9 protein-coding genes are annotated in these 18,693 nt (G+C 33.0%); 7 read left to right on the top strand and 2 right to left on the bottom strand.

Going from position 1 to position 18,693, the window contains the following annotated elements; translation table 11 throughout:
- Positions 1-139 precede the first annotated feature (139 nt).
- From D1816_RS18950 to D1816_RS18920, 7 genes are all read left to right on the top strand, one after another.
- A complete protein-coding gene (locus D1816_RS18950; protein ID WP_118504898.1) occupies positions 140-2,305 on the top strand; it encodes a hypothetical protein in 2,166 nt (721 codons plus the stop codon).
- A 70-nt stretch (positions 2,306-2,375) separates the two neighbouring features.
- A complete protein-coding gene (budA, locus tag D1816_RS18945) occupies positions 2,376-3,212 on the top strand; it encodes an acetolactate decarboxylase (RefSeq protein WP_118504896.1) in 837 nt (278 codons plus the stop codon).
- Positions 3,213-3,338: 126 nt separating this feature from the next.
- A complete protein-coding gene (locus D1816_RS18940) occupies positions 3,339-4,322 on the top strand; it encodes a VPGUxxT family thioredoxin-like (seleno)protein, type 2 (protein WP_118504894.1) in 984 nt (327 codons plus the stop codon).
- A gap of 314 nt (positions 4,323-4,636) precedes the next feature.
- Positions 4,637-5,893, top strand: a complete 1,257-nt coding sequence (locus D1816_RS18935) for a hypothetical protein (protein ID WP_066316283.1) — start codon at positions 4,637-4,639, stop codon at positions 5,891-5,893.
- 38 nt (positions 5,894-5,931) lie between these two features.
- Positions 5,932-9,525, top strand: coding sequence for a hypothetical protein (locus tag D1816_RS18930; protein WP_118504892.1), 3,594 nt, complete (start codon positions 5,932-5,934; stop codon positions 9,523-9,525).
- 3 nt (positions 9,526-9,528) lie between these two features.
- Positions 9,529-13,755: a DUF6443 domain-containing protein gene (locus tag D1816_RS18925; RefSeq protein WP_233565340.1), complete on the top strand. Its 4,227-nt coding sequence runs from the start codon at positions 9,529-9,531 to the stop codon at positions 13,753-13,755.
- Positions 13,742-14,113: a hypothetical protein gene (locus D1816_RS18920; protein WP_118504890.1), complete on the top strand. Its 372-nt coding sequence runs from the start codon at positions 13,742-13,744 to the stop codon at positions 14,111-14,113. Before D1816_RS18925 ends, D1816_RS18920 begins: the two co-directional genes overlap by 14 nt.
- 122 nt (positions 14,114-14,235) lie before the next feature.
- Here the strand turns inward: D1816_RS18920 and D1816_RS18915 are convergent, their stop codons facing one another.
- Positions 14,236-14,892 (bottom strand): transposase, encoded by a 657-nt coding sequence (locus D1816_RS18915; protein WP_118504888.1) that lies wholly within the window; start codon positions 14,890-14,892, stop codon positions 14,236-14,238.
- Between the two features lie 645 nt (positions 14,893-15,537).
- Complete coding sequence (locus D1816_RS18910; protein ID WP_118504886.1) at positions 15,538-18,672, bottom strand: CHAT domain-containing protein; 3,135 nt, start codon at positions 18,670-18,672, stop codon at positions 15,538-15,540.
- Positions 18,673-18,693 lie beyond the last annotated feature (21 nt).

Raw genomic sequence — 18,693 nt, 5'->3', positions numbered from 1 at the left:
TATAAATATTCCTTTTAAAATGCAGTTGCATATAGAAATACATATGTTTTAGATTAGAAACCATATGATTTAAGTACGATCTCCTTTTTTCTATACTTTCATGTTACTATTTATCTAACCAGATTAATTGCTTATTTACATGAAAACAATTCTGAAAACTATATTTGTTTCGAGTATTATTTTTTTATCATGTACTACTCCTAAAACTGAAAAACACGAATCGCTTCCAGAAGTGCAGTTTGCCATTAAGGAGATTGAAAAAGCTAAAATAAGTCAACAAAATTCTGAAAATTTTCCCGCTATTGAATTTTTGTTAGATACCATTAGTCTTAAAACTGAAGCATATCGAGTCCAAACTTCAAAAAACAAGATTGTTATTTTTGGAGGAGATAATAAAGGGATGATGTACGGTGGTCTTGAAGTAGCCGAGCAAATTAAACTAAACAATCTCATTAAAGACACAAAAGGCGAACCTTTTATAAAAAAACGTGCGATTAAATTTAATATCCCTCTTGATGCAAGAACGCCTAGCTATGATGATTCTGGCGATGCAGCACAAAAAAATATTCTAAACATGTGGGACTGGAATTTTTGGACCACTTTTTTTGATGAAATGGCTATACATCGTTACAATGCTATTACTTTCTGGAATCCTCATCCTTTTCCTTCGATGATTAAATTAGAAGAATATCCGGACATTGCTTTAGAAGATGTATGCACTACTACATTAACACCAGTAGGAAAAGAAAATGAATGGGGTGACCCTCAACTCGTAACAAGTAACGTAATGAATAATTTAAAAGTGGTTAAAAAAATCACTATTGATGAAAAAATTATCTTCTGGCAAAAACTGATGCGTTATGCAAAAGAACGAGGAATAGACACCTATTTTATTACCTGGAATATATGTCCAAATAGTGTTGCAACACCAATGGAACCCTATTACAAGACTTTTGGGATCAACATCAAAAATGAAAAGCCTGGAAAATATGGGATTACCCACCAAATGGACAACCCTAAAACTATAGCCTATCATCGCGAGGCAGTTAAGCAGTTTTTAGTAACCTACCCTGATCTAAAAGGTATCGGTGTCACCGCGGGTGAACATATGCCCAAAAAATGGGAAGGTGAGTATAATAGAGAACAATGGTTATGGGAATCTTTTGGTCTTGGAATTTTAGATGCAAAAAAAGAACAACCAGATCGCAAAATTGATTTTATCCATAGAGTATGGCATTCTGATATGGAACAAATCATGAAATATTGGGGAGAGTACCCTGACTCCTTTGAAGTTAGTTTCAAATACGCCAAAGCTAGATTATACTCTTCTCCTACACCAAATTTTGCAGATGAGCATATCAAAACCATGAAAACCTATGACTTAGATTCCTGGTGGAACCTTAGAAACGACGATATTTTTGTATATCGTTGGGGAGATCCTGATTATGTAAGAACATTTCTTAACAACTTCCCAAAAGAACGAACCGCTGCATATCAACTAGGGTCAGATGGTTATGTATGGGGTAAGGAGTTTATTAGTAAACATCAAGAATTATCGGGACAACTTGAAATAAAAAAACATTGGTATAATTTTATGCTTTGGGGAAGATTAGGGTATAACAATCAATTAGATCAAACCTTTTTTATAAAAAAACTAAGTTCAAAATTCCCAGGCATAGATTCTAAATTATTATACAAAACTTGGCAAGAAGCTTCAAAAATTGTTCCTCAAGTAAATACATTTCATTGGCGAAACTGGGATCATATGTGGTCTGTAGAGGCCTGCATCGCAAGACCAGCGCTTGGTGGATTTAGAGAAGTTACTGATTTTATAGATAATCCCACAATGTCTGGAAGCAATATCATAAACCCATCTAGTTTTGCAAAAGCAACTATTGCCAACGAAAAAATCAATGAAATTACTCCTTTGCAAATAGTTAACAGACTTAATACGCATGCTATATCATCAAGAAATGGTATTAAAAAACTGCAAGAACAATCTATAGATAATCAAGAGTTATCTGTTCTTTTAGATGATATTTTGGCAATGGGATACCTTGGACAATATTATGCCAAAAAAATAGAAGCTGCAGTTGCACTTGCTTTTTACACAGAAACAAAACAAATATCCTATAAAAACAATGCCATCACATATTTAGAAGAAGCTTTAGAACATTGGAAAGCATACACTCATATCTCAGAAAAAAACTATAGCCCCCAGATGTTAGCAAGAACTAATAAGCTAGATTGGAGTCAACTAATACAACATGTAAAACAAGACATAACCATTGCAAGAAACTTTTAACTTCAACGTTTTAAAAAAACACACTATTTAATTTAACACAAATATCTTAACTCATACTAATCACCTAATCATGAACAAGCTAACTTTTTTTTACAGTATCATTTTAATACTAATCCTATTTTCATGTAATACTGCGACAAAACAACCAGAGATTATTGCTCCTCCAGAACAAAACACCGCTACCACTATATCAAAAAACAATTCTGAAGAAAAACCTGATCTTTTCTATCATTACTCTATTTGGTGGGCATTTGTAAACAAAATATTCGAAGGGGATATCGATGCTAAAGAATTAAAATCCAAAGGTGATCTGGCATTAGGATCCTATAACTTTTTAGACGGAGAATTAATTATGTTAGATGGTGTTTTATATCAAGCTACAGAAGACGGAAAAGTTCATAAACCAGACAATGTCGCAAAAATCGCATATGCTAATGCAACGTTTTTTGATGCAGAACAATCCTTTAAAATAGATAAAGTAAATGGTTATGATAGCTTAAGAAGTATCATTAATGAGCACCTTACTTCTAAAAACTATTTTTATGCTTTCAAGATTCATGGAGATTTTAAAAAAATGAAATGTGGTGGTTTGCACAAACAAGATAAGCCTTTTGTAAAAGGCTTAGATGTGTTGATTCCTAATCGCCCTGTATTCGAAAGAGGGAATTTTTCTGGTACTATGATCGGATTCTTTTGTCCTGAATTTATAGGAAATATAAATGTTGCGGGATATCATTTACACTTTGTTTCTGATGATGAACAATTTGCAGGGCATGTTATGGAGTTTGAAGCAGAAAACCTTACCGTAGAAATTGATATGATGAATGAATATCAATTCGTTCTTCCTAAAACTGATGATTATAAAAATGCAGGTTTCGAAAAAGAGTTTCAATACAAGAAAAAGTAAATTACTTTTTCGCCAGTTTTATGAAGTGGTTATTCTTAAAAGCTATCAAACTTAGCCTTATTAGTAAGTTTTACATAAAAAATTAGACATATATAGAAAATTAAAGACCTTATAAAATTCTATAGTATGCGTTATTTTTCTGAAAAACATATTGGTTTATTTCTGTTATGTATTACTATTCTTACATCAACTTTTGGGCAAGAAAAGACCTCTGCTTTAAATCAAGATGAGGAACTAGGAAAAGTAAGCTGGTATCGGGATTATGACGAGGCTCTAAAATTGGCCAAAGAACAGGATAAATCTGTTTTAATATTATTTCAAGAAGTTCCTGGTTGCGCTACTTGTAGAAATTATGGCCATAATGTATTAAGTCATCCTTTAATGACCGAAGTCATAGAAAACCTATTTATTCCTTTAGTGATTTATAACAATAAAGGCAAAAAGGATAAGCTAATTCTGCAAAAATTTAAGGAACCAAGTTGGAATAACCCAGTAGTCAGAATTATTAATACGCAAGAAAAAGATATCGTTAAAAGACTTGCGAGTGATTATTCGGCTATAGGTTTATATAAAGTAATGGAAAATGCTTTAAAAGCAGAAAAGAAGTCAATTCCGGATTTCATGAAATTATTAGGTGAAGAATTAACATCTTATAAAACTGGAAACATAAAAGAAACATACTTTAAAATGTATTGTTTCTGGACGGGAGAAAAACACCTTGGATCTGCCGATGGGGTTTTATCAACCGAAGCAGGTTTTATAGGACATAACGAAGTCGTAAAAGTAAGATATGACTCAAAAACCTTAGATAAAAAATATCTTTTAAAATACGCTGCCGAAGCCGATTTTTTTCCAATTGCTAACAATGACAGTTATAAGGTTTCTGATAAAGATAAAAGTTATTATTTACAACATACCGATTATAAATATATCCCGATGACCGAATTACAGCGCACAAAAATTAATAGTGCGTTGGGCAAAAGACAATCTCCAAGAAAATATTTAAGCCCCCAACAGATTGCATGGCTAAATGATTTAAAAAAATCAAGTGCCAAAAGAGAAATACTCTACAACAAAAATGTAACTGAAGCTTGGGCAATGATGAAGTAAACACTAATCATTTTATTTACAACGCACAGATTTTACTTCTTAAAATACCTTTTGTTTCTTTTTAAAGTATAATTCTCCTCTTCTTTTAATGATGACTCCTATAGGATATTAAGGTATTTATCTTATACACTTTCTGAAAAAACACCCATAACATTAAGGGTACATGACCTTTTTTTAATGGGTAATCAAAATTAATTTACAAAATAGGGTATCATTTTTTTTTCTGGTTACACTAAACCACGAAAATTGGTTAAACTCATTTTTGAACATTAATAACCAATTGACTTTTACAAACTAAACAAATCACTCTTATTATGAAAAGGTTATTATTTATCGCTGGTTTTTTAATTATAACAACGGGACTTTTTGCTCAAGTTACTGAATTGCCTAATGGAAATGTAGGTATAGGCACAAGCTTACCTCAGGAAAAATTACATATTAATGGAAGTATACGAGGAAATTCTACCGGTGGTGCGTTAAGAGTAAAAACTTCTTCTGGAAATCTGGATTTGGGAGCACAAAATACATCGTGGGCCCATATTTATACTGATAGGCCTAAAATTATTTTTAATAGGGACGTTTACACAGTTACCAATGCATTCTCTTCATATAATAATGATCTTATATTAAAAACCAAAGGCACAGAACGCTTACGTATCGACGACCAAACAGGTAATGCTATTTTCACCAATAGTTTAAAATCCAATGGAACTGTTAACGGACTAAAAGGGGTTTTCGATTCTAGTAGTTTGGGAGGTAATGGATGGATTCCTGTTTCTATAGGTCGTGAGTATAAAACAGATCGAAGAACTTTTGAATTCGTTGTTGATCCCACCAATACAGGTTCTGGATATACTGCATTTGGAATAACAGATCAATCAGAAAATTTAAGACATGATTTTGTTTCTAATAACACATCTACTTGGATAGATTTAGATGATCACAAAGGAACTCATTTTTTTAAATTAAATAGATCAGAAACTGCACCTGGAAAATTTGCTACTTATATCCATATGCCTACTTCAGATGCCAGAATTGTTATAGGACAATATGGTGGATATTTAAGTAATGAAGGTTATAAGTTGGTTGTAAATAATGGAGGAGCATTAATAAATGGCGATTTTATTGCTAATGGTAATGTAGGTATCGGTACTACCACTCCAGATGCAAAACTGGCCGTGAATGGAACCATACATACCAAAGAAGTAAAAGTAGATCTTGTTGGATGGGCAGACTACGTTTTTGAGGAAGCTTACAACCTACCTACCCTACAACAAGTAGAAGATCACATCGCTACAAAAGGACATCTTATCAATATCCCATCTGCAAAAGAAGTTGAAGCAAAAGGCATCAAATTAGGAGAAATGAATGCAAAACTCCTAGAAAAAATCGAGGAGTTGACGTTGTATACGATTGCGCAGGAGAAGAAGATAGTAAATCAAGAAAATCGAAATACGAAATTAGAAACAGTGATCCAAAAACAGGAGTCGATCAACGATCAACTTAAAATAAACAACCAAAATCTTGAAGCTAGACTGGCTAAGATTGAAGCTTTTCTCAAAAAAAAATAATCACATCTGATATATCGGTTTAAGAATAAGTATTAATTATGAAAAATATAACAACCACGCTCTTTTTGTGTTTTTGTATAGTATTCTTAGTAGGAAACTCACAAGAAGTAAATGATCGTACAGGAGGTGACATGAATTACACTCCTGCAACGCCCGAAATAGCTGCATTAGGAAAATATATAGAGACCCCTGTAAACTTATACTCTGGATTACCACAGGTTAATATCCCTTTATATACGATTAATCAAAAAAGATATTCAGTCCCTGTATCTTTATCATATCATGCCTCAGGCATAAAAGTAGAAGAAGTAGCTTCTAGATCCGGTATTGGTTGGACATTAAATGCTGGCGGTATGATTACGAGACAGGTTCGTGGAGGGATTGATGAAAGAGGCTTTTTATATTCAAGCAGGACAATCTCTTATTTTAAGAATCAGGTTGCTTCAGGAAATAATGAAAATCTTCGAGAAGAAATTTTTTACACCAGTATCGGAGAACGAGATTATGAACCTGATTTATTTAGTTTTAGTTTTAATGGGTACTCTGGAAGTTTTTACTTCGATCAAACTACAAAATTACCCGTACTAACAGAACACTCTCCCTTAAAAATAACTTATGAAACCGAAAATGCAAACAATGGTAAAAGAATATCTTCCTTTACAATAACTGGACCTAACGGAGTAAAATATTATTTTGGAAAGGATAGACTACATACTAGTAGCGATGTAGAAATACGAGGAGGTTTTAATAAGGAAATGTCATATTCTTTTACCGACTATCGCATTGATAGTACAGAAGATGCCGATCAGGAAACACAAGAATACGTGTCCTCATGGTTCTTAAAAGAAATTTATGATCCTATCGCCGAAGAGTCCGTAACCTTTGATTACCAAAAAAACACTAATGTTTCTTATATCTATCGAAAATCTGAAGTAAAAGAAATTGTGGAATGGTTGGTACATCCAAATGTAGTACCTATTTCTTTAGGATGTAAAAAGCCAAGATCTAAACTTAAGCAATACTTTGGACAAAGTACCTATGATGAGTATTGGGTAAGTCAGATCAATTTTAATCATGGTAAAGTGATATTTGAACAAGATCAAAGTGTCGAAAGAGAAGATTTATCAAATTCACATAGGTTACGAAATATTTCCATCTATGACACCTCTGATCTTTTGATAAAGCAATTTGAATTATTTCATTTTTATACCACAGATAACTCTTCATATTCAGGAACAAAGATATACAATGGTTATCCGTTTATTGATGAACACTTAAACGATACCCAGCCTCTGGAATATGCAAGAAAAAGGTTATTTCTAGATAACATTAGGGAATATGCCATTGTAAATAATCAAGCAGATACTAATAATTACAAAAGGTATAAATTCGACTATGAATCCCCTAATCAAATGCCCTCTCGTTTTTCTACTGCGCAGGATTTTTGGGGATATTTCAATGGAGAGCGGCTTAATACTAATTTAATTCAATTAGATTATTATCAACATCGTAACTTTTTTACCGGACCTAATGGGAAGTCAGAATTAGTGGGTACCGCAGATCGTTCTGTTTATGAAGAAAAATGTAAAGTAGGAACCCTAAAAAAGATTACCTATCCAACTGGAGGTAGTAAAGAATTTATCTTTGAGAGCAACCGTATCGAAGAAGATATAGATTTATATACCATTTCTAATTCTACAGAAAAGGTTAGACATGACTTTAGTGATTTAGATACGCAATACATCACAAATGATGGATCTATTGAGCGACGTGATTTTAAATTCGAGATGGAATTTGAAGTTAAAAACCTTGAACTTTCAGGTCATGATTCTCAAAACATTACATTTTATTATGATATTCCTTGTACTGTTGATGAAGGAGATGAGGATTCATGCCCATGGGATATTACATTGGTAGATGTACAGTCAAACACAGATATCTATAGAGTATTTATTAGATCTGGTGAAATCATGCTTAATCTAAAAGCAGGTACCTATAAATTACTTGGACGAAGGGGTGTACAATACGAAGAAACTCCTATAGATCTTACACGACCAGGTAATGGTGATCCTCTTTTTGAAATGTGGTTTACTACTTTTAAAGATAAAATACCTGATACCGAAACATTAACTGGTGGATTAAGGATAGCAGAGATTATTTCGAATACAGATGAAGAAAGTTTAAGTAACATGTCAAAAAAGTATACCTATGAAGATACCTTAGGGAAATCATCAGGTAATTTAGTATCTAAACCTTATTTTCAAGATGTAGCCTATGTCAAAACGTGTTTTGACATTTACGAAACTACGCGTTTTGCCTATCTAACTAAATATCCGCACCTCCAAATGTTTTATACGTCAAACAGCAGTGTTCCCTTATTTAGAACTAGTGGTAGCTATACTGGATATACAAAAGTTACTGAGCATGAAGCAGGTTACGGCACAGGGAAAATTGAATACACCTATACTTTTTTTGCAAAAAAAAGCTTTTCAGATTTTTCTTTCGAAAATTTTAGAACACTCTCAATAGACCCCAATATACAAGACTACCCATATAGCCCAAAAGATGATCTGGAATATAAACGTGGTAAATTATTGTCTAAAACTGTGCATCGCTGGCATAATGAGGAGTTCTTGAAAGTATCTGAAGAGATTAATACATATGATATTGATGTTACCAAGCATAGTCAGGAAGCTATAAAAATTGTTCCTATGTTGGCTTCAAATAATATATCAACAATAAATGCCGTGGGAGCAATGAGAAATTATTATTTAAATTCTACTTACAATTTAATAAGTAGTAAAGTTGTCAAAACATATAATGTAGGAACAAATACACATATCACCGATAGTATTACCTATTCTTATAACCCAGAAACGCTAAATACCACCAGAAAAAAACACTATAATAGTACTATTCCTAATAGCGGTCTTCTATCTGATACCAGATATTATTATCCTGATGATATTAATGGTCTTAACGACATTTCAACCGCTCAAAAAAACATTATAGAAAGTCTTAATAGAGATAATGATCACAGAGTTAGCGAATTGGTAATGTCTAAAACCAACGGATCATCTCAATTTGAGACCAAAACAAAGCTATTTTATAACCAATGGGGTGTAGAAGACAAAACATTTATGGAGTATACCCAAACCAAAAAAGAAGGGTACCCAGGGGATGGTTTCGTTACCGGTAAAATCTTGCAATACGATGATTATGGCAACCCTATAGAGGTACAAGAAAAAGAAAATGGCCCTATCACTTCCTATATTTGGGGTTATCACCGAAGCTTTCCTATAGCCGTTTTATCTAACGTTTCCTACAGTGATCTTTCTTATGATTTTATTGATAATCTGACCAACTTATCAGATCAAGATACTGATAGTTGTAGTGAAAATAGTTGTAGTGAACAAGCTTTACGAAACGAATTACAACAACTTCGAAATCAGCACCCAAAAGGTATGGTAACCACCTATACTTACGACCCGGTTATAGGTATGACCAGTAGTACAGATCCTAAGGGACTTACCTCCTATTATAATTATGATTCATTTAATAGACTGAAATTCATAAAAGATTATAATGGAAAAGTTTTGCAAGAGTATAACTATAACTATAAAAATCAATAAGCTATGAGCAATTATATACAAAAAATTAGTATTTCAGTATGCTTATTGCTAGGATTATACATCAATGCACAAAGTAACGACAAGAATTATATTAGCACAAAAGCATATCAAGTAGCTGTTACCGAAACAGAGTTATCTACACTAGATCGCGATTCAGTTATACAATCTGTTTCCTATTTTGATGGATTAGGAAGACCCATTCAAAATATTGAGGTAAGAGCTGGAGGTAATCGTGAAGATATTATTGTACCGATGTATTATGATCAATACGGCAGATCAAGTAGCGAACATCTTCCATTTAGTCAATCAAATAATAATGGAGATTTTATAGAATATGCTTCTGATCTTTCTGATGAATATTTATTTGACACTCATTTTGATATAGCTTCCAGAAGAGTTCAAAAAACCTTTTACAAGTCACCCTTACACAGGATACAATCTCAAGCAATGCCAATGGATCGTTCTGCAAGAACCTCTAATTTGCAAGGTGTAATAAGTTATGAGTATGCATTAAATACAACCAATGATAATATATCCAAATATCATGTATCATATGAGGATAGTGATAATATTATTGATTATCACACATATCTTAACAAAGATGCGAATATATACGGCACAGGAACTCTCTATAAATCCATCACAAAAGACGAAAATTGGATACCTTCTATGGGCCAAAACCATACTGTAGAAGAGTATACCAATACAAGAGGGCAAATAGTTTTAAAGCGAACATTTAATGATAATATTTCTCACGACACCTATTATGTGTATGACGAACATTTACAGCTTTCGTTTGTTATACCGCCATTAGCTGCTAAGAAAACCATATTATCTGAGACGGATATTAACGAATTGTGTTATCAATATTTGTATGATGAAAAGGGAAGATTACGTAAGAAAAAAATCCCAGGAAAAGGATGGGAATATATAGTTTATGACACCTTAGATCGTCCTATATTAACTCAAGATGCTAACCTAAGAACCGATAATAAGTGGTTGTTTACCAAATATGATGATTTTAATCGAGCAGTATATACAGGAATTTATGTTGCTGAAACTGATCAAGGTTTTAGTACACTACAACAATTAGCTGACGACGCCACAGAGGTAAATGAATGCAGAACACAACCTATAGAAGTAAGAGCTCCTAGATTAAGTAAGAGTACCACTACTTGCGGCGTATCACAAACTATAGATGGCACTTTGGTACATTATACCAATAATGTCTTTCCGCAAGAAATTGATCAGTTATTAACGATCAACTACTATGATACCTACAACAACATGTCTAACCTAAGTTTTTTATCAGAACAACCTTTTGAACAAGAATACCTTACTACTCCTACCGGGCTAGCGGTTGTTACAAAAACCAGAGTTTTAGATACCAATCAATGGATTAATGAAAATATTGGTTATGATCGTAAAGGTAGACCTGTAGCCATATTAAGGACCAATGAGTATTTGGATACTTATGAATTAACACATACACTATATGATTTTACGGGTAAAGTATTAAAAAACAAACTAACTCATAGAAAAGGGAATTCAGGAGATTATATATATTCATTAGATGAATATACTTATGATCATATAGGAAGATTAAACACACATCATCATAAGATTGATAATAAAGAGCTTTCTGATACAGCTGGAAATTATCCAGACATAATCTCAGTAACAGAAAATCCAACTAATAACACAGATCTGGTCGCAACAGAACGTATTATCATTTTACCTAATACAACAATATCTGCAAGTACGTCAAATGCTTTCACTGCCCGAATAGAAGAATCTTCTGTTACGAGTGAACTTATCGTTGATAATACCTATAATGGATTGGGGCAGCTAGAAAGCAAAGATGTTGGGAATAAGGTAAACAAACCCCTACAGTCGGTAGATTATCGTTATAACGAACAAGGTTGGTTAAGTGGTATTAACAATCATAGTCAAAGAGAAGAAGATGATCTTAGAGATATCAGTACCATTGCCATGGGCGCAGGAGATTTGTTTGGGATGCAAATTAATTATAGCCATCCCACGGCGGAAGCAACCCCTCTATACAACGGTAACATAAGTCAAATACATTGGAGAACGGCATCAGAAGACGCATCTCAAAAAACATATAACTATGAGTATGATGCACTTAATAGAATTACCAAAGCCGAAGACAATACGAGTAAATACAACTTGAACTCGGTTAGCTATGATCAAAACGGAAATATTCTAAGTCTAAATCGTTCTGGTCATACCAATGCAAACGCCTCTAGTTTTGGTATTATGGATGACCTTACCTATACCTACAAAGGAAATCAACTACTTAGTGTAACAGACATCACTGGTTCTATCTACGGGTTTAAAGATGGTAACACTTCTGAAGATGATTATGATTACGACGACAATGGTAATATGGTTATGGATAAAAACAAAGGAATCTCCCAAAATAACCCCATCACCTATAATCATTTAAATCTACCAAAAAAAGTAACCGTAAATCATACCAATTATATTGAGTATATTTATGACGCCAACGGCACAAAAATAGAAAAAAAAGTAGGTCCTTATGGAAATATTACCCACTATACAGGTAACTATATCTATGAGACTATAGGTGGCGCAGGTACGTTCTTAAAATTTATGCATCATCCAGAGGGATATGTAGAACCCAAAAACCAAAGTAACCTTGGTGATGGTTTTAACTATGTATACCAACATAAAGATCACTTAGGTAATATACGTCTTAGTTATACAGATACCAATGATGACTATGAGCAAATCTTATCCAGTAGTTTTGTAGATCGTAATAATCTTGAAGGCTGGCAACCTAATGGATCTGCCAGCATTTCTGGTTTTCCAGGTAGCTTGATAGCAAGGGTTCAAAACAGTTGGGCTGGTGTAAAACATCTACTAAACAATGAAGTATTTGTCCCTGGAGAACAGCTAACCGTATATTGCGACTTTGACAAGTCAAGTACAAATGCCAATGTGCGATTGTATATACAGGAACTAGATAGTAGTGGATCGCACCTAAGTTGGAATACCCTTGATGGAAACCTGCAAACAGGAAATCATCAATATGAGTATACTGTAAAAACAGGGACCAAACTAGTACTGCGTGTAGATAAAAACAATACTCATCTCGATGAGACCACTTCATTTGTAATTCATGAAATAGGGTTAACTCGCGGAGCACTGGAGATTAAAGAGGAAAAAAATTATTATCCATTTGGATTAACGCATAAAGGATATAATAATACTATTACTGGACGTAAACATAACTATGGTTACAATGGTAAAGAAGAAAACGATGAACTTGGATTAGAATGGCTAGATTTTGGAGCTAGAAATTACGAAGCCTCTTTAGGTAGGTGGATGAATTTGGATCCATTTGCAGAAGCTATGCGAAGGCATTCTCCGTATAACTATGCGTTTGATAATCCTATATTTTTTATTGATCCTGATGGTAATATGCCATGTCCTAATGGGGATTGTGGAACTCCAGGAGATGCTGTTCCTCTTACACAAAGTAAACAAATAGCTATTGCTGTTAAGCGCAAAGCTGTTAGCGCATGGAATACACTTAAACTTATTGGCAGTGTACCAGCATCAGTGAGTTCTTCTATAATTTGGAACTCCATTTTTACTGAAAACCTAGGGAATGGTGTAAGAGCTGCGACAAATGGTGATGTAGAAGGTGTGGTAAATGCGATAGGTAATTCTGTTGATTCCTCTATTAATCAAATAGCTGCAGAAGAAGGTATTAGTAGACAACAAGCTGTTGGAGTATGGTCCACAGGAATTGCTTTTGATGTCGCAACGAGCATTGCTACTGATGGAGCAACCTCAGCAGCTACAACTAGCACTAAAATTGTTAGTAAAGCTGATGACCTTGTATCAATTAGTCCAGGCACTACACCAGCAAAAGTTAAGCCAGTTATAACGGCACCTTACAAAAGGCCTTCAAATGCGACAACACCTTCAATGAGAAATTATGTAAATGAAGTAGGGAAAGAAACAGGTTGTGTTAAATGTGGTAATAAAGTTGATAAATATATCGCAGGGCACAAAAAAGCTCTGGTAGAAGAATACTATGAAACTGGAACAATTGACAAAACAAAAATGAGAAGTAATAGTGCAATACAACCTGAATGTACAAATTGTTCAAATAAGGAGGGTGCAGCAATGAGTAAATTTTCAAAAGAAATGAAAAAAGAATATGGATTTAATTAATAAATATATTGAAGAACAAAGAAAAATCTGTCGTCAATATGAAGCAAATTATGCTGAGGCTGATTGGGATATGTTCATAGGCTTAGGAAAAAACTTTGATCCAAAGCAAAATCCTATTAATGGTTTACGCCATCCTATACATGACCAAACAACAGGTTGGTACATATGGTCAGGAGAAGATTTTGATAAAAGCGATGATACTTTTTTTGAACCAGTTCATTTACATCACTTAATAGAAATTTACCCAGAAATAATAAAATTTTTGGGTCTTGAACCAGGTTGGAGGTTTTTGATTGCAGATAATGCTAGCTATGTTGATGTTTGGGAAGATCTAAGTTTATTAGATGCAGTAGATTAAAAATATACAACTTACTAGTCCTAAAAAACCCCGCTCCGCAAAGTCTCCTGACTTAGCGGAATGATCAAAGAAGAATTATAAATACTAAGAACCAGTTACATTGATTTGTAGCTGGTTTTTTACTAGACCGGCTCCTTGCTCCCAATTGCTACGCAAAGTCTCTCGACTTTGAGATAATTTGACCAACTAATACTTTTATAAAATGAGTCTTTCTTATGCACATTAATTATCGGGTTTTCTACTTTTTGTATTACTAGTAACCCATAATCATGTACATAATTACTGGCGCTAGAATATAAATAATTAGAAGCTTTGCAAACAATTCTTGAGCGTACAGGGTTTAAATGAATATAATCTAACTTGGACCACATAAACTTTTGAGAATATATTTCTTCTGCATGGTTACCATATCTCCAAAATTGATAATTTTTATTCCTATTATGACTTTGAGTTGCAAGTTTAAATCGTTCCAACATCCATTCTCGACGACTTTCTGGTACTGTTTGAATCTTTTTTAAAATAGTTACAGCTGTATACTTCTTAAAATCTCGTATCAGATCAGATAACTTTCCTTCTTGTGATTGTATAATTAAATGTACGTGATTACTCATAATAACATATCCGTACAGCAGCATTCCTTTATTTGTTATACAAAAATCTAGACAATCAATGATCATATCTCGATATGTTTGTCTTGAAAAAATATCAATCCAATCTACTACGGTAGCAGTAATAAAATGAGGTTTGCTTTGATCTCTAATAATATACCCTTCTTTCATTTTTAACAGTTTTAGATTTACACTTGGCAGGAGACGTTATCAAGATAGGCACAAATATAAAATGCAGTAGTTTCAAAAAATGAAACAGCCATATCTTTTATCAAGATGACTGCTTTTACTTATTCTATTATTTCAACTTACCGTTTTGATTATTCCTCAAAGTCGGGAGACTTTGCGGAGCGGTTATTCGAGTGCTAGAAATTATCAAGCTGGTACTGCGGTTATAGAAATAGATCAAACCGGATTTATGGGATAAAGTAGAATAGTACTCATTTTATACACCCGAAAGGATTCGAGCGCTAACCAAGGGATTTAAGGCACAGACTAGCGGTAACAAATGCGGAATGTTTAACTCAAAAGACCTTCTGATGAGTCAAAAAGACCTTCGGTTTAACATTGAGAGTACAATTTTTAACTTCTTAGGTTAAAAATTAGACATGAACGATCTAATTTTTAAGAAAACACCTTAAAATTTTAATGTTATTGACTCAAATCTAGGCTAGTAACACGCAAATTTTCGTCAAAATCGCCCAACAGAAGGCCAAAAAGGCCCATGACTTTATCAAGAAATATAAATTTAAGACCATATTACTTTAAAATTGAGTGGCTATAGTCTAATTTTCATAGTCAAAACCGACTACAATACTATATGCGCTTTCGTCGATAATAAAATAAACCAATTAATAGTATAGCTAATACGCAAAATCCGAGAATCCAGTACCAAAAACTTGTAGTGTTAAACTCTATAGGCGCACTATCCCCTACTAGATAGAATCCACCCCAATAAAACGGTGCTTTATGATATCGATCGGCGGTAGTAAGATATTTTAATTTAGCTTGTTGTAAAGCCTTACCCTTATTCATACCGCTTTTAAGATTGGTATAAAAATAGTGCATCAATTCTGGTGCAGTATCATCCGGAACTTCCCAACTGCTTAATAATAAGCTTTTGGTGCCGGCGTATTGAAACGCATTACCTAAACTCATAATCCCTTCGCCTTTAGCAATTTTTCCCGTTCCCGTATTACAAGCACTTAGTACAGTAAGTTCTGATGGAATATCTAATGCAAATAACTCATGCGCATATAGTAGATTATCCTCTATAGTATCCTTAGATTTGGTAAAAAAGAGTTTAGAATTTTCTGGGTTTTCATTATCGACCTCGCCATGTAGTGCCAGATGAAGTATCTTATAACGTGTTGCATTTTTTTTGAAGTTTACCTCATTTGCCTCTGTTCCAAAGTAATATTGCCCATCGATAATATCCGAAATAACTTTAATTTCTTTACGTGTTCCCGGCAAATCATCACCACTATCTCTTAAGACCGCTAGGCTCATATTCTTTGAAGCTGCTGCATTTATCGAATCTGAAAATGAAAATGCTAAACACTCTTCTCGTTCGTCTCTTAACGCTTTCTCTTTAAAAGAGTTGAATAGTAGATTTGCAGAATTGGCATAAGTAATAGCATATTCTTTAAACAAATAGGATAGTGCTCCTGCGTTTTCTGAAACGTCATTTTGACTAAGTAATAGTTCAAAATTAAGATGCCATAATTCCCCATCAGGGATAACAATGAGTTCATCACCAACGAACTTATCCTTAATGGGATATATTAGTTCGTTATATAATGCATATGCTTTTTGCTTAAAATTTGTTATGTTTTTTGAGATAATACTCTTTTTAAGCTCTTCAATTTGTGACGTAAGTTTTGGAGTTTCTAATTTCTTTACTCCAATATTATTTTTAGAAACCGTAAAAGCATAAGTGACATTATCTACAGTAAAGAATTCAAGTAGTGTACTCATATCACCCAAATTTCTCTGGATATCAGAAACCTTTACGATATCATCATTATATTTAAGTTTATAATATTTAGGATAATTTCTTTCTAAGACTTGTGTTATAGAGTCTTGTTTTTTATTAACATCAAATAATTTGTTTTGATAATTAGCAATTTTTATGGTATCTACAGTCTTTTCAGAATATTCTTCGGTGATTTTTGATTGATAGAAAGACCTATTTATTTTTACTTTCTTCTCTAATTCGATTAATTCAACAGGTAGTCCAGAAAAATGTTTAGCATTGCTATCACTTAACATTTCTTTTAAAGTATTTGACTTACTCTTTTCTGCATAATATACTGCCGACTCCAGATATTTTTGTTCTCCAGTTTCATTATAATACAATAATTGTCCTTGAATAGCTTCTGTATAAATTTCTTTAGCCCGTTGTGCATATGATATTTTGTCATGATAATTATTCAAAGAATGCCTTAAAGTATTAATAAGAGTATCCATTTTTTTATACGTATTGACACTAAGGACAAGCTTATCTACATCTCTACTATTTATAAATATTTTTTGTAAAGATTTAGCCTTTCCTTTAAGTGTTGTTACTAGTATATTAGAATCTACATATGCATTTTCAGAAGTATTGCTTTTAATATCATTTACCGAGTTTGCTTTTTCAGCTCTCAAATAGTACTCTAGTGCGGTTTTAATTTCTTGTTGTTCAAAATACAATTCCCCAATATGGTTTAACATCAAAGCCACCTTAGGATGATTTGATCCCAAGGCATTAGTATATAAATCAAGAGCTTTCTGATAATATTTTAAAGATGAAAGGTAGTCTCCCATTTTTTGATAAGCAATCCCTATTTTTTGATACGAAGTAATTACGGCTCCATGGTCTTCCCCAAAACTCACTCTCTCGATTGCAATAGCCGCGTTGTAATACTTAATAGCGTCAGAATACTGCATTAATTTTGTGTAAATATTTCCTTTATAAAAATATACTTCAGCAACATAAGGATGACTTTTTCCTAGTTTGCTTTCATAAATCACCTGTGCCTTTTCTATATATTCTAAAGCCTTTTTGTATTCCTTTTTTTCTGCTAAAAGATTTCCATAAGTTGTATAACTTAAAGCAAGTTTGGGATGGTTTTGAAATTCTTTTTCTCTTATTTTAAGAGATTTATACGTGTAGTCAAGTGCGGTCGTAAAATTACCCAGTTTAGTATTAAGATTAGCAATTGTATTATAGACGCCACTAAGATATAAGTTGTCTTTATTTTTCTTTGTATTAAGTATAGCCAATCCTTTTTGACAATATTCAAGTCCCCCATCATAATCACCAAGTTGACTAGCCATAATAGCTAAGTTATTATATGATGCTACATTTCTAATGTTATTTTTTCCCTTTGTCTTAATATTTATATCTAAAGCCTTTTTGAAATATTCTATGGTTTTGTTTAATCCATCTGTTCTATAATAGATTATAGCAATATTATGATAGCTTTTTGCGATATCTGCATGTATGCTTTTATAAAGTTTTTCCCTTATTTCAAGAGCTGTTTGATAGTTTAACATTGCATCTTTATACAATGCTCTTTTTTCATAACATTTACCAATATTATCATAAGCATAAGCTTCTTCTTTATTCCCCTTTGTAAGATACTTGCTACTAATCTCAAGAGCTTTTTCAGCATTGAGAATAGATTTTTCGAAATCAGAATTTTTCCATTGATTTTCAGAAATCTTATTGTGACAACTTGCCACTTTTTCCCAAACTTTTTCTTTTTGATAGATCGTTAATGCATTCTCAAAAAGATCGATAGATGTATTGTATTTCCTATCTCTTAAAAGAGAGTCGGCTTCTTTAAAATTTTGAGAGGCTACTAGTGTGTCTTTTGACGTTTGTGCATTTGTAATACCAATAGAGAAAATAAATAAACAAAAAAACAATAATGGCACTAGACGATTGTTTGGTGTGATGGTCATATTAGAGTAAAATGTAGTTAT

It is taken from the genome of Aquimarina sp. AD10, assembly GCF_003443715.1.
Taxonomy (GTDB): Bacteria; Bacteroidota; Bacteroidia; order Flavobacteriales; family Flavobacteriaceae; genus Aquimarina; species Aquimarina aggregata.
The sequence above is the reverse complement of the archived record's forward strand: the minus strand, read 5'-3'. Positions and strand labels throughout refer to the sequence as shown.